The organism is Brevibacterium picturae (assembly GCF_030453725.1).
Taxonomy (GTDB): domain Bacteria; phylum Actinomycetota; class Actinomycetes; order Actinomycetales; family Brevibacteriaceae; genus Brevibacterium; species Brevibacterium sandarakinum_A.
In genome coordinates this window covers 1-13,534 of record NZ_JAKDJU010000082.1, presented here as the reverse complement: position 1 = coordinate 13,534, position 13,534 = coordinate 1, and the positions used below count along the sequence as shown (strand labels likewise).

The 13,534-nt window shown below is 61.9% G+C and carries 11 protein-coding genes; 1 reads left to right on the top strand and 10 read right to left on the bottom strand.

Annotation, left to right across the window (positions count from 1 at the left end; all coding sequences use genetic code 11):
• Positions 1–276: 276 nt before the first annotated feature.
• From L0G76_RS09600 to L0G76_RS09590, 3 genes are all read right to left on the bottom strand, one after another.
• The gene (locus L0G76_RS09600; protein WP_304357054.1) at positions 277–1,365 is read right to left on the bottom strand and encodes a C40 family peptidase; all 1,089 of its coding nucleotides are present in this window, start codon (positions 1,363–1,365) and stop codon (positions 277–279) included.
• A 413-nt stretch (positions 1,366–1,778) separates the two neighbouring features.
• Positions 1,779–2,894 carry an LLM class flavin-dependent oxidoreductase gene (locus L0G76_RS09595; protein WP_304357053.1) on the bottom strand — a complete coding sequence of 372 codons (1,116 nt, stop codon included), beginning with the start codon at positions 2,892–2,894 and terminating at the stop codon, positions 1,779–1,781.
• 168 nt (positions 2,895–3,062) lie between these two features.
• Positions 3,063–4,538: an HNH endonuclease signature motif containing protein gene (locus L0G76_RS09590; protein ID WP_304357055.1), complete on the bottom strand. Its 1,476-nt coding sequence runs from the start codon at positions 4,536–4,538 to the stop codon at positions 3,063–3,065.
• Positions 4,539–5,940: 1,402 nt separating this feature from the next.
• Between L0G76_RS09590 and L0G76_RS09585 the strand changes: the two genes are divergently transcribed.
• Entirely contained in the window at positions 5,941–6,951 is a 1,011-nt protein-coding gene (locus tag L0G76_RS09585) for an NAD(P)/FAD-dependent oxidoreductase (protein WP_304357052.1), read from the top strand.
• An 86-nt stretch (positions 6,952–7,037) separates the two neighbouring features.
• On the opposite strand, the gene L0G76_RS09580 is transcribed toward L0G76_RS09585, so the two are convergent.
• The 7 genes from L0G76_RS09580 to L0G76_RS09550 form a co-directional block, all read right to left on the bottom strand.
• Entirely contained in the window at positions 7,038–7,433 is a 396-nt protein-coding gene (locus L0G76_RS09580) for a universal stress protein (RefSeq protein ID WP_304357051.1), read from the bottom strand.
• 62 nt (positions 7,434–7,495) lie between these two features.
• Positions 7,496–8,923 carry an APC family permease gene (locus tag L0G76_RS09575; RefSeq protein WP_304357050.1) on the bottom strand — a complete coding sequence of 476 codons (1,428 nt, stop codon included), beginning with the start codon at positions 8,921–8,923 and terminating at the stop codon, positions 7,496–7,498.
• A 40-nt stretch (positions 8,924–8,963) separates the two neighbouring features.
• Positions 8,964–9,674, bottom strand: coding sequence for a type 1 glutamine amidotransferase (locus L0G76_RS09570; protein ID WP_304357049.1), 711 nt, complete (start codon positions 9,672–9,674; stop codon positions 8,964–8,966).
• Positions 9,671–10,795, bottom strand: a complete 1,125-nt coding sequence (locus L0G76_RS09565) for a dipeptidase (RefSeq protein ID WP_304357048.1) — start codon at positions 10,793–10,795, stop codon at positions 9,671–9,673. Before L0G76_RS09565 ends, L0G76_RS09570 begins: the two co-directional genes overlap by 4 nt.
• Positions 10,796–10,910: 115 nt before the next feature.
• Positions 10,911–12,062, bottom strand: coding sequence for a DUF819 family protein (locus L0G76_RS09560; protein ID WP_304357047.1), 1,152 nt, complete (start codon positions 12,060–12,062; stop codon positions 10,911–10,913).
• A 212-nt stretch (positions 12,063–12,274) separates the two neighbouring features.
• Complete coding sequence (locus L0G76_RS09555; RefSeq protein WP_069600892.1) at positions 12,275–12,589, bottom strand: DUF3870 domain-containing protein; 315 nt, start codon at positions 12,587–12,589, stop codon at positions 12,275–12,277.
• Positions 12,590–12,659: 70 nt separating this feature from the next.
• Positions 12,660–13,514 (bottom strand): serine hydrolase, encoded by an 855-nt coding sequence (locus L0G76_RS09550; protein WP_304357046.1) that lies wholly within the window; start codon positions 13,512–13,514, stop codon positions 12,660–12,662.
• Between the last annotated feature and the right edge of the window lie 20 nt (positions 13,515–13,534).

Here is a 13,534-nt window from a genome sequence, read left to right as displayed (position 1 = left end):
AAATCGACCCAGAGCTCACGTCACTGACTGCTTCGCTCACGCCGCTGACCGCTTCGCTCATGCCACTGACCGCTTACTCCGGCTCTCCTGCGCCCCATTGAAGCTGTTCCAATTGAAGCTATTCCAATTGAGGCTGTACCGATTGAGCAGAAGAGCGGCGAGAAGCGCGAAGGCCGAATCCCACGGCCGAATCCCACGTGAAACCGGGAATCGGCCTTCGCCCTGTTCTGCGGCGTAAATGTCGGTCAGAGACCAGCCGACCGCTCAGTCTTTGGCTCAGATGATTCGGCGGGCGCCGGAGAACTCATTGCCTTTGTCCCAGGACTTCCAGTCGGTGACGTAAACGTCTTTGGACGCGTTGGGAGAATGGATCATCTTGCCGTCGCCGACGTACATCCCGACGTGGTGGACGGTTCCGGAGCTGGTCGAGAAGAACAGCAGATCGCCGGCCTTGAGATCGCCTTCGGAGACCTTTTTGCCGACTGTGGCCTGCTCACCCGAGTCGCGGGGAATGTCGATGCCATGGGCCCGGTAGATGCTGTAGGTGAAGCCCGAGCAGTCGAAGCCGTACGACGAGACGCCGGCCCACAGGTAACGCAGCCCGTCGAACTGTTTCGCAGTCTTGACGAGGTCGGCGCCGCTGGGTTCATCCGGTTTGCCATCGGTTTCGTAGACGGCGACGTCGTCGAAGTCGATCCATGCAGCGCCGCCGCCGGGGAGAGCCACGCGCACATCGTCGACGTCTTGGGCGATGAGCGGGAGAGCGACGTTGAAGCTGACATCCGCGCCGGTGTCCTTGGTGAATTCGATGCCTTCGAGTTCACTCTTCTTCTTCGTCACGACCGCGCGGGGCTGGTCGTCCTTGAGCTGACCGAAACGGTCGTTCTCGACGAGCTGCTTCTTCGGCAGCCAGCCGGGGTAGCCCTTCTTGTTCTTGGAAGTCGACTGATCCTTGACTGCAACTTTGACCCAGTCGCCCTTCGTTTTGAGGACAGTGACTTCGGAACCGTATGCGGCTTGAGTCTCGGCTTTGCCGGTCAGACCGCGTCGCACATCGGTCTTCTTCAGGTTCTTGTTCCATTTGTCGAGGTCGACAGGATGGCCGAGAGCAGGCTTGTCGACCTTTCGGGGCGCTTTCGTATCGGTCCACAGGGTGGCGACAGTGACATCGATGTAGGCCGTTTCGCCCTTTTCGATCGTGCCGTCAGTGATCCGTTCAAGCTCCTGGCCAGGGACGACTGCAGCTTCCAAATCGGTTGCAGATTCTTCATCGGTCGACGTCAGGTTGCTCGACAGCGCAGGAGATCCTGCGCCGAATACCAGCCCGAGCCCAAGTGCCGCCGAAACAGCAATTTTGGTACGCATCATTTCTCTTTCGGTCTGCGGGTGTCACTCCCGCGTGGGGGAAGTCTCCGAAGGTCATTCGGTGTGCATGCTCCGCCGCCCATGGCATCGCCCGGTAGTCGACCTTGGCGGCCGACACCAATCGAACCCATGCGCATCGAAGCGCTGCACTGTGCCAATAGTACTGCCCGCTCCATAGCAGTCAGCAATGCCGACACTGTGGCAGGATATCGTGACCCAGCGATGAAAAGAAGTGCACTTGTCCGAATCGATATAGAGATGAGACTTCGGGCGAACACCTGCGTCGAAGGCAACGCCCTCGGTTCGGGCGTCGCCTTCAGCTCGGTGTGGTGCAGTTCAACTCAGGGCCTTTGCCGTCAGACCAGGCCGCTGCCCCCAGCTCAGGTCGTTGTCGACCGACCAGGCCGTTGCCGTCAGTTGAGGAACTCGGCTGCCAGCAGCTCGAGGGACTGGATCCGGGCGGCGTCCTGACGGAAGTCCTCCCCCTCCATCGCTCCTGCGACGGGCTGGATCATGATCTCGTCGACCTCGAACCGACTGGCGAGTTCTTCGAGCTGCGCCTTTGCGGATGCGGCATCTCCGATGATCCAGTTTTCTGACATCTCTTCGCCGACCATTCGTTCCTGATCGGTCCTGACCGACCGGACATCGTCGCCGGCCAAGCGCAGTGGTTCCATCCGTCCACCGGTCCGCATTCGAGACATCTGCAGCAGGAACGGTTCCGAGCGCAGCTGCGCTTCCTCTTCGGTCGGCGAGACGACAGCGTTGACCGTGACGAAGGTCTGCGGTTCATCGCCGTAGGCACCCGGGGTGAAGTTGTCGCGATAGATCTTCATTCCGGTCGTGGCACCCGCCGCGAAGTGGTTGGCGAAGACATATGGCATGCCGAGTTGGGCAGCCAGGCGCGCGGAATAGCCTGACGAACCCAGCAACCATGGCAACGGCTGCGTTCCCGGTACTGCCGCAGGCGTCGCGTGCAGAACGTGCTCGCGTCCTCCGTGGAGCGGAATGCGCAGGCCCTCGGGGTTCATCAGGCTCAATGTATCGATGACGTGCTGTGGGAACTGTTCGACAGGGTCGACGGTCTGTCCCTCACGATCAACCATTCGCCCTTCGCCGAGGTGGCCCCTCATCGCCGCCGAGGTGATCGGGTCCGTACCGGGCGCCCGTCCGATCCCCAGGTCAATGCGATCACCGTAGACCGCAGAGAGAAGGGAGAAGAGTTCCGCGACGGCCAAAGGAGCATGGTTGGGCAGCATGACTCCGCCGGATCCGAGTCGAATGCGTTCGGTTCCCTGACCGAGGTACATGAGTTCGGCGCCCGGCATCGTTGAGGCGATCGAGGGCATGTTGTGGTGTTCGGCTACCCAGTAGCGGGTGTATCCGAGCTTGTCCGCGGACTGGATGAGCTCGTGTGAGGCAGCGAATGTATCTGAGGTGCTCTGTCCGACACGGACCGGCACAAGGTCAAGAATAGAAAGCTCCATGATGATGGCAACAGCCGCCCCACCAGGTTCATTCCATCTCACGTGCGGGAACTGTATCTGCGTGACCTGGATTGACGGGACCTGGATTGACGGGATCTGAAGTTACGGGATCTGAAGTTACGGGATCTGTAGTTACGGGATCTGCATCTGCACTGATTGAACCCTGTTCGCAGGAAGAGCACACTTGTCCGCTGCTCAGTTCAACTGCCACTAGTCGAATAAGGTATCGGTGATTTCTTTTGCAATGAATCTCGCGTGCAGAATTGGGAGTCTGGCTGGGTCGATCGACGCTGGTGGCACCCATGCCGGGCGACCGTCCTTCAGCATCACTGTGTGCCAATCTGATTTGTCAATCAAGTGGTGGTGCGACCCACAAGCCAATGTCAGGTTATTGACATCGGTTCTGCCTTCTTGCGCCCAAGGAACTATATGATGAGCGTCACACCATCCTGGCGGGGTGTCACAACCGGGGAACGTGCACCCCTGGTCTCGGCTGGCGAGGATCGCCAATTGCTTCGAGGTGGCGAATCGCCTTTCCGTCGCAAGTTCCATGGTTTTCGTTTTCTCACCCATGAGGTGGAAGAACACCGAACCGTTCAGCCCTTCGTGGGTGGCAGTCTGCATCGGAAATGGCGCCTCTGCCTCGGTGAAGGCGCGACCGGAGTGCCGGGCAACGTCCTCGGCCTTCGCCGTGACGACGAGGGCGAATGGCGAACCGGCCATCACTCGGTTCATTTCGATCCGACCGATCAGGCTGGCGAAGCGTTCATAGATTCTGTTCTTCACGCTTGGCTGACAACCGGCCATTGCCACGATGGAGCCGTCTTCTCTCACTCCGCATCCGGGCGGAATGTCACGGTCGTCCATCGTGCTCGCATTTCTCACTTCACCCACCCCGTTGCCGGGCAGACTGCCGAAGCTGAGATCGAGCGAGGGGTCGACCGCGTCTGATCGATCGCCTCGGAGGACTTCGCGGAACACGTCGACCACTTCCTGGTCCGCAGCCGAGGCAACGTCTACGTCTGCATCCACGCCCTCGCCCTCGCCTGAAATCAATGTTGCGTCTTCGTGGTCAGCCGCTTCACTGCCAGCGTCTTTGCCGTCTGCCTTGATCCGCGATGTGAGGTGCCCGCTCATGATCCCGCCGGTCACGGCGTCAAGGACTCCCCTGAGCGCCCAAGTTCCGTCTTTTCGCTGGCGCAGGCTGACTGAGAACTCATCGCGGTTCGGTGCTTCGTCTGGCAGTTCTCCATCTGGATCGAGCCATCCGAGGATCTCGTTGAACAACTGCTGGATATCCTTCACGCGCACTGCCGGTGCCTTTTCGACGAGGATCCGCTCGGCTTCGAGACGTTCATCCTGCCCCACGCGAAGTGGAAGATCCTTCAGGCAACCGATGATGACGCTGGCCTGAGTCGATGAGAGCGTTCCGTTCTGCAAGGCCTCGGACACCGCTGGAAAGACCGGCCCGATTGACTGACCGCTGAAGTTGACCTGGTTGCCCAGGTTTTTGGCCAAGTCGGATCGACGGCCCGCTTCTCGTTCGGAGAGGTTCAGACGATTCTGGACCATCGCCTTCGTCGACTTCGCACCATAATCTCGGGGAGTCCCCACCCTCTCGAAGACGGAGAGAGTCACAACTGAGAGTGATTCGACCAGTCGATTGACCGTCTCCAGCCCGTCCATCACTGTGACCGCATCCTCAGGGCCCATCGGCCGATTGAACGAGTGGAGATCGCTGACGAGAGACCGAAGCTCCATGACGCTGTCCGCAACTTCGGGAGCAATGCGCGTCAAGCTGGTCCAAGCCTGCTCGTCAAGTAGAGGATGTTGCGAATCGGAGGCTGGGACAGGAACGGAGGCGGTCCCGCTGCCACGACCGGCGCGGCCTCGTATCACTCCGCGACTGGATTCAGCTGTGGGCTGGTCGACTCTGAAATCCGTCCAGTCATCCTCTTCACCAGAACCCGCGGCGTCCTCACCGCCAGCACGTTCAGATTCCTGTTCCTTGGCCCTTTTGCGCATCCACTCTGCTTTTTCTGCATCGAGTTCTGCGGCACGACGCTTGAGCTCGGCCTTCACATCCGGATCATCGGCGTTTGCCTCCCACAGGCTACGGCCGCTCCAGCTCCCCGGACGATCAGGTTCGGAGCGTTCGGAAGGTTCAGCTGATCCGGAGGATTCGGAGGGTTCGGCCACGGCTTCGCCTGCCTCCCCGCCTCGCGGATCCACGATCTCCGACGGTGACTCGTCGCGCACGAGAGGATGCTCTGCATCAGCGAATTCGAAATCATCAGAGGGCGGCGCGGCCACTTCATCGAAACGATCTGCCAGCGGATGACCTTCGAGGTCGAAGCCAGCGTCGCGCAAAAGCTCTCGGTAAGTGGGAGCATCACTGCCGTCATATGAGGTCTCATCCTCGCCAGCATGCACAGCGGAAGAGGCTGATTCGTCACGCCTGTTCTGCTTGTGGCGCCTGCGGTCGGGGGTGAGAGTCATAATCTCGGAATCCATTCGTCAACTACTGTGTTGTCCGCTTGATTGCAAGTTTACTCTCGTCACAGTCCAGCTGTCTATAGTTTTGTTCGATTTTGTTGAGTTCGTATATGCAGTATTCGATGGGTTTCGATAGATTGGACCGTTCGAATGCGAGATCGAGCCCTATGGGGACGTTGACCGAACATTGATCTATTCGGCATACCGACCCCACCACAACCTCGGCGACGTCATTTTCTGAGGTGGTCGCGCTGCCCTTCTTCGGGACCGAAGAGACTCAGATACTCCACGCCGGAGTCCTCCGCGCTTGACGAACCAACGCGGTGCTTCTCCGGCGTGCAGCGTCATCGACTTGCCGCCCGGGATCAGGCTGGGTCTGCCCATGCCCAACGGCCCCGAAGCCCTGCTGGTCAAATCATCTGCATCTGAACCTCGCGCCGCCCCCTCATCCATACGTCACTTACTGCCGAAATTTGCCATTTCAGCAAAATTGTTTGCGCAATTCACGTCCACAGGAGCAGACTGCTGACATGCCCACTTCCTGAAACCCACCACTTGTCCCCTTCCTCAACCCCACCACCCAAGGATCACCATGTCAGAATCACACTCCACCCCACAGAACCAGCAGAAGCTCATCGCCGAGGTGGCCGTCATCGGCGGAGGCGCCGGTGGGCTGGCCGCGTCGATCGCTTTGGCCCGCTCGCTCCGCAGCGTCATCGTCATCGACGCCGGCTCACCTCGTAACGCGCCGAGCGCGCACGCGCACAACGTACTCGGCCACGAAGGCGTCAACCCGCTCGACCTTGTGGCCAGAGGGCGTCAGGAGGCAGAAGCGTACGGCGTCCAGTTCCTCGACGCCTCAGTCATCAGCGCCCAGCACGACGGGCAGGCACCCGAGTCGCTCGGCTTCGTCCTCGAGACATCGGCCGGAGTCTCCATCGAGGCGAAGCGAATCGTCATCGCGACCGGCCTGACCGATGTGCTCCCCGAGATCCCAGGACTGGCGGATGGGTGGGGCGAAACCGTCATCCACTGCCCGTACTGCCACGGCTACGAGGTCCGAGGGGAGAACATCGGCATCATCGGCACCACCGCAATGTCATACCACCAGGCGATGATGTTCTCCCAGCTCAGCGATCGTGTCACCTTTCTGCGACACGATGCTCCGGGGCCGGATGGCCCGCAGAAGAAGATGCTCGAATCGCTTGGCATCGCCTATGTCGACGCGGCAGTCGAAGCGGTGGTGCGCACCGACGCCGGAACCGACGTGTCACTGCGCAGCAACCGGGCAGGCGCCGATTCCGACCACGGGACAGGCACCGATTCCAGCCTCTCGGACATGACCTTCGAGGCTCTGGCCGTCGGCCCTTACTTTCGCGCGAACAGCGAAATCTACGAGCAGCTCGGCGGCACCGTCGTCGACCATCCGACCGGCATGGGCTCGTCCATCCCCGCCCAAGCCAATGGAGCAACAGACGTGCCCGGTGTCTGGGCGGTGGGAAACAGCGCGGACATCTCGGCCATGGTGGTGGCGAGCGCAGCCAGCGGTGTCATGGTCGGTGCGCAGATCAACGCCGAACTCATCATGAGTTCCGTGTCGTGACCCTCACCGTCGGGGCCCGTGTCGTGACCCTCCCCGACGAGACGACAGGATAGTCCTCACCGCCAAGACGCCCCGTCTGGCTCAGATCAGTGGCTGGCCTTCACGCAGAGGACCGGGCATACGGCTTCGAGGATGACTCGTTGGATCGTCGATCCCAGGAGGAACTTCCCAACCGGGGTCCGCTTCCTGGTGCCGAGCACGATCAGTTGCGCACCCACCTCGGCGGCGGCATCGAGGATCTGCTCAGCGGGGTCGAACTCACTGCCTCGCGTGAGCACCTTCCCCTGCACGCCCGAGCGCGACAGATAGTCCTGGACCGACTTGATCTCGCCCTCGCCGAGGCGGTAGGAATCGCTGCGATCGGATGATCGGGAGGCGTTGACGACGACCAGATCCCGGTTGTCCCTCTTCGCCTCTGCAATCCCCCTGTCAAGGGCCGCATGGCCTGCAGGATTGTTGATGTAGCCCACGACGACAGTCATTTTTCACCTTCACTTGTTGGCAGGATTGGACTTGAGAGCATTGAACGTTGAGTGCGCACCGCTCATGTGAGTTCCTCGGGATTGCGGAACTTGGTGCTCGCGCCCTTTACCGAACGATTCCACAGCCAGGTGATCGCCCAGAGGACGACGCCGATGCCGATCAGCGCCACCGCGATCTGATATTGGATGAGGTCGTCGAGTCGAGCCCACGGCCCGACGAGGAACAGGCAGGTGAAGAGGCCCAGCCACGGCAGGAACGTGGGTGCGCGGAAGTGCTTGTGCTCGACGGGCTTCTTGCGCAGCACGAGGACCGCGCAGTTGACGACCGCGAAGACTGCCAGAAGCAGCAGCGACGTGGTTCCGCCCAGGGACGCGATCACGGTCTCGGGCAGGACGGTGGAGACGGCGATGATGAGAGCGAAGGCGATGAGGGTGGTGAAGAGGATCGACACCCAGGGCGAGCGGCGCTGCTTGAGAACCTTGGCGAACACCGGTGGCAGCACGTTCTGCTTCGACATCCCGTACAGCAGACGGCTGGCCATGAGCATGTTGATCAATGCCGTGTTCGCGACCGCGAACATGGTCAGGAACGGGAAGATCTCGTCGATCGGCAGGCCCGGAGCACCGGCTTCGAATACTTCGAGCAACGGCGTCTTGCTCTCCTTCAGCACACCGATCGGCACGGCGGCGACGGCCACGATCGACACGAGCACGTAGATGATACCCGTGATCGTCAGACCACTGAGCATGATCTTCGGGAAGACCTGTGGGTCCTTGGTCTCCTCGACCATGTTCACAGAGTCCTCGAATCCCACCATCGAGAAGAACGCCAGTGAGGTGGCCGCGGTGACCGCCAGGAAGATGCTCTTGTCGTCGGCGGTCTCGAAGATCATCACGCGTGAGAAGTCGGCGCTGCCCGAACCGAGGGCGAAGAACCCGACGAGGATGACCAACAGCAGGCCGGTGAGCTCGATCATGGTCAGGACCACGTTGAACCACACGCTCTCACTCACACCGCGGAGGTTGATCGCGGCGACAAGCGCGAGGAACCCGACCGCGATCCACATCGTGGCCGTGACAGGGAGGTCCCAGCCGAATCCGGCAGCCATGTTCTCCGCAAACACCGTCGACGCCGTCGATGCCGAGGTGATTCCGGAGCTGAGGACGGCGAAGGCGACGAGGAAGGTGACGAAGTGAACCCCGAAGGCCTTGTGCGTGTACAATGCAGCACCAGCGGCGTGCGGGTACTTGGTGACGAGCTCCATGTAGGAGAACGCCGTGATCGCGGCGATGCCGAAGGCGAGGATGACCGGCAGCCAGCCGGCACCTCCGACCTCCCCGGCCACCTTCCCCGTCAGCGCGTAGACACCTGTGCCCAGGATGTCTCCGACGATGAAGAGAAGCAGAAGCTTGGGGCCCATGACCCGTTTCAGGGTCTTCGGCTGCTCAGCTCCCGGACTCGCCTCGGTGGTGCTGCCGTTGTGACTCACGTTGGTTCCTCCATGTTCGCCCGCGACCGCCGCAACGCGATCACTTGTGTCTGCTGCGGACCACGTCGAGGAATGCTGTCAGGAGCACCTTGGCGTCCCGCTGACTGTCCTCGCCGCGCTCCTCGGCCTGTTCGAGGAGCGTATCCTTGTTGAATCCCAATTCTTGCAGTTTTTCCGCATCCCAGTTGCGAATGTTCTGCCCACTCGACTCGGGATGGAACTGAGTCCCCCACGCATTGCCGATCCGAAACGCCTGAAACCGGCAGGCGGTGCTGGTCGCAAGCAGGGTTGCCTCGGGCGGCAGATCGACGATCCGGTCGACATGACTCTCGACGAAGGCCGCGCGTGTCCCGATGCTGGAGAACACCGGGTCCTGTGCTGCGTTATCCGTCATATCGATCCAGGTGTACCCCTTCTCCGGTGCACCCGTCTGCGCTCTCACATCACCGCCGATGACGTGAGCGATGAGCTGCCCACCCAGGCAGATGCCGAACTGCGGCAGATCCGCCTCCAGGGCATGTCGTGACAATTGCGCCTCGGCGTCGAGCCAGGGCGCACGATCGGTCTCATCGGGCATGTATCCGCCGCCGAGCATGATCAGCCCGTCGTAGTCGCTCAGGGAGCTCGGCTCGGGAAGTCGGGACACGCCTCCGATGCGCAGATCGAACTCGATGTTCTCGCTGATCATCAACTGAGTGAGGAGCCCCGGCTGGGATTCGATGTGGTTGACGATGACGAGGAGCCTGGTCATGCTGTCGCCCCCGCCGAGGCGCTCGTGCCCGACGCGCTCGACGACGCAGCCGTACTCGACGACGCAGCCGTGTCCGCCGAGGCGGCCGTCCCCGCCGACGTCCCCAGGAACTGCACGTACGCATCCTCGTGCGCTTCGAGGACCCGCATCGCGTTGTCGAAGCCGAGTTTGCGCAGATCGGATTCCGACCAACCGCGGCCGGCCAGCTCCTCGAACAGCGCAGGATACTGACCGGCATCGCCGAGCCCCTGCGGCAGCTCATCGACACCGCAGATGTCTCCGCCGAGGCCGATGTGGTCGATTCCGATCCGTTCGCGTACGTAATCGCAGTGGTCGGCGACATCGGCCACCGTCACCTCGGGGGCGGTGCCGTTCTCTCCGGCGTCGACCCATTCGCGACGTGCGTTCGAGACGAAGGAGGGCACGAAGGTCATCATCGCCACTCCCCCGTTGCCGGGCACCCGATCGAGGACGTCGTCGGGGATGTTGCGCGGATGTGGGTTGAGTCCGAAGGCGCAGGAGTGGCTGAAGATCACGGGCAGGGTGGAGAGGTCCAGGGACTGGTGCATGACGCTGGGCGCGACGTGTGAGAGGTCGACGATCATGCCGATCCGGTTCATCTCCGCCACAACCTCGCGACCGAACTCGTTTAAGCCCCCGTGCTGCGGCTCATCCGTGGCGGAGTCTGCCCAGGAGTGCGTCGTCGACCAGGTCAGGGTCATGTACCTCGCCCCGGCCCGCGCATAGGAGCGGAGCACGGCCAGGGATTCGTCGATCTGCTGTCCGCCTTCGACGCCCATGAGCGAGGCCACCTTCCCGGCCTCCCGGGCGGCGACCACCTCGGCGGCGGTGCGGGCGAATCGGAGCCGCTCGGGGTAGGCGGTGACGACGCGCTGCACTGCGTCGATCTGTTCCCACGTCGCCTTGATCGCGTCCGCGCCGGTGATCGAGGAGTGGACGTAGACCGACCAGTACTGCGCGGCGACGTGGCCTTCGCGCAGCTGGTCCATCGTCGTGAATGGTGAGACGCTGGGGTCGTTGAGCCCGGCGACGCTGTAGTCGCGCTCCTCCCGCAGGTACCAGGCGAGGTCGTTGTGGCCGTCGAAGACGTCGTAGGTCATGAGGGTGCTCCTTCAATGCGGATGGTCGTCGGTGAGCTTGGTGAGTTCATTGAGTTCGGGTGGTCGTCGGTGATTTGGGTGGAAGCCTGTGTTCGCAGGTGTCGGATCACGCTCATCAGCCGATCCCCGACATCAGCTGCGCGCCCAACAGACCCAGGAAGGTGCCGGAGAAGGCTCCGATGAGTGCGAAGAGCACGCCCACCGGCACCAGCTGACGGTTGAAGGCACCCGCGACCACCGGCGCCGAGGCGATTCCCCCGATGTTCGCGGTGCTGGCCACAGCGATGCTGAACAGTTCGGTCTTCGTCAGCTTCGCATAGACAAGCATGATGACGATGTGGACGAGGAGCACGATCACACCGACGACGAGGTAGATCGGGGCTTCGGCCAGGGAAGTGAAGTCGGACCCGGAAGCGATGATGCCGATGATGAGGTAGAGCATGATGGTCGCGAGCTGACTGGAGCCTGCGGCCCGCCCCCACCGCGTCGACCCGATGACCAGGCCGAGGATGCTCACGATGAGGATCGTCCAAGCCGAGGCGTTGATCACCGTGCCCACTTCCGGCAGCAGCTCGCCCGCTTTGGCGGCCAGAGCGGAGACGAGCAGGGCGAAACCCAGAAGACCGATGATCGACGACAGGGTCATCGGCTTCTCCTCCTCGCCGGTGACTCGACCGACGAAGTCGAACTTCGAGGTGTCTGCCTTCGTCCATCTGTTGAACTTATCGGAGACGGCGACCGAAGAGAAGATGAGGAGCAGCCAGAAGGAGTAGAGGACTGTGTCGACGATGAGCACGTAGCCGAAGACGTCCTCCGGCGCTTCGAGGATGTCCTGGACCGCGACCATGTTCGCCGAGCCGCCGGTCCATGAAGCATTGAGCGCGCCGAGGGCCTTCCAGGATTCCGGGGCCAGTGCCGAGTGCACGATCAGGTAGGCGACGATGAAGCCGACAATGATGCTCGCAGCCGTCACCACGAAGGTCAGCAGCAGTTTCGGGCCGAGGCGGACGATCTGCCGGACATCGCATTTGAACAGCAGAAGCAGGATCATCGCCGGCAGCAGCGCGTCCTGCAGCCCGTCGCCGACGCCGTCGATGGCGTCGTGGTCGAACAGGCCGAAGGTGTTGAGCAGGGCCGCCACGATGTAGAGGAAGACGAACCCGGGGACGTACTTGAATACTTTGAATTTCCCGCTGCGGTCGGCGACGACGAGAACCGCCGAAATCGCCAGCAGCAGGCTGATGAATAGAAAACCGTCTGTGATCACAAACGACACTCCTTCAGGTGGATTGGACCGCGTCGCGCTGCCCTCGGACCGTTCCGAGACGGTCCGATCTGAGACGGATCGATCTGAAACGGACCGCTCCGTCCGGAGTCCCGACGGTGGGTACAGCGCAGTGCGCGGTGAAGCCATGTGCGGTTGTCGATTGGATCCGATCCGGTGGGGACCCGGGCAATCTTGGTGGTCGAGGAGTCGTCTCAGCTAGAGGTTGGGAGCTCGTGGTACTTCTTCGCCGCGTTGTTCACCGCGACGATGAGCGCCTTCTGGGAGGACCCGTGGTATCTGGCTGTGATCGACTCCGTGAGCCGACCGGTGTCCGTGATGTCTGCGTCGATGAACAGGCTCCTGATGAACTTCCTTGTCAGGGCCAACGTCGCCGAGCAGTCGACATCGAGGACTCGGTGTGTGTCTGCCTCGATCTCGAAGGCGATGTAGAACAGCCCGTACTGTGCCATGATCGGGTTGTTCGACGGCGCCTTCGCTTCACCGGTGAGGTAGATCGAGGAAGTCATAGGACATCAACAATACTCGAGGAACGGCGTGTGGCTGTGCGCGTTCTCGAGTCGATCGATGTCCGATTTCTCAGAGGAATCGGTGGATCACCTCCCCCGCTTCGCGCATGATCGGCATGACGTCGACGACCCGGTCCGTGCCCTGCTTCCAGTTCGCGAACACGGCGTAGGCGACCCGACGCGTCGGTGTCATCGCGATGCCTGCATCGGCCCTGATGGTCCCGTTCGTCCCTGTCTTGTTCCAGACCCACACATCGCGCTGGTAGTTGTAGTGGGCGAGAGGGTCGAGGTCGAACGCCGAGGCGACCATGGAAGTGTCCGCGCCGGCTCCCAGCCAGCGGCGGAAGATCTCGTTCGTCGACTCGTCCCAGAACTCGTCCTTCGCGTGCCGGGCCATGAAGTCGCTGATCTCGGCCGCGGTGCCCGTCGACAGGGTGCGCGGCGCCTTCGCGGGACGGGGCCAGCGAAGGAAGTCATGCAGGCCCGAGTTCCGATACCCCAGATCCTCGACCTGGCGGGCAACATTCTCAAGTCCGACGCGGCGGATGAGCACATTCGTCGCGAAGTTGTCGCTGAAGGCTCCGACGAGCACGGCCACGTCGTAGATGCTCAGGTCATCCTGCTCCATGAGGTACCAGATGCCGGACTCGTCGACCCGTTCCGAGGGTCGCCGCGAGAGCCGCTCCTGCAGATTGAGGTTGCCGCGAACGTGCATCTGCAGTGCAGTGTGCAGGAGGAACACCTTGCCCATGCTGGCGGTGTCGAGCTCGTCGTTCTCATTGTGGGCGAATACGCGTTCGCCGCTGTCGATGTCGTAGGCCAGGGCGCTGAAGCGCACTCCCGGCAGTCTATCGAAGTCCACCTCGCCCGTGCTCGAGACCTCACCCGCATTCGAGACCTCGCTCGTGTTCATGTCCTCATTCATCGTAGGAATTCCTCTCCTTC

Coding starts and splice junctions, on each gene's coding strand:
- L0G76_RS09550 (WP_304357046.1), bottom strand. CDS start 13,514: ATGAATGAGGACATGAACACGAGCGAGGTCTCGAATGCGGGTGAGGTC.
- L0G76_RS09555 (WP_069600892.1), bottom strand. CDS start 12,589: ATGACTTCCTCGATCTACCTCACCGGTGAAGCGAAGGCGCCGTCGAAC.
- L0G76_RS09570 (WP_304357049.1), bottom strand. CDS start 9,674: ATGACCAGGCTCCTCGTCATCGTCAACCACATCGAATCCCAGCCGGGG.
- L0G76_RS09565 (WP_304357048.1), bottom strand. CDS start 10,795: ATGACCTACGACGTCTTCGACGGCCACAACGACCTCGCCTGGTACCTG.
- L0G76_RS09585 (WP_304357052.1), top strand. CDS start 5,941: ATGTCAGAATCACACTCCACCCCACAGAACCAGCAGAAGCTCATCGCC.
- L0G76_RS09600 (WP_304357054.1), bottom strand. CDS start 1,365: ATGCGTACCAAAATTGCTGTTTCGGCGGCACTTGGGCTCGGGCTGGTA.
- L0G76_RS09580 (WP_304357051.1), bottom strand. CDS start 7,433: ATGACTGTCGTCGTGGGCTACATCAACAATCCTGCAGGCCATGCGGCC.
- L0G76_RS09590 (WP_304357055.1), bottom strand. CDS start 4,538: ATGGACGGGCTGGAGACGGTCAATCGACTGGTCGAATCACTCTCAGTT.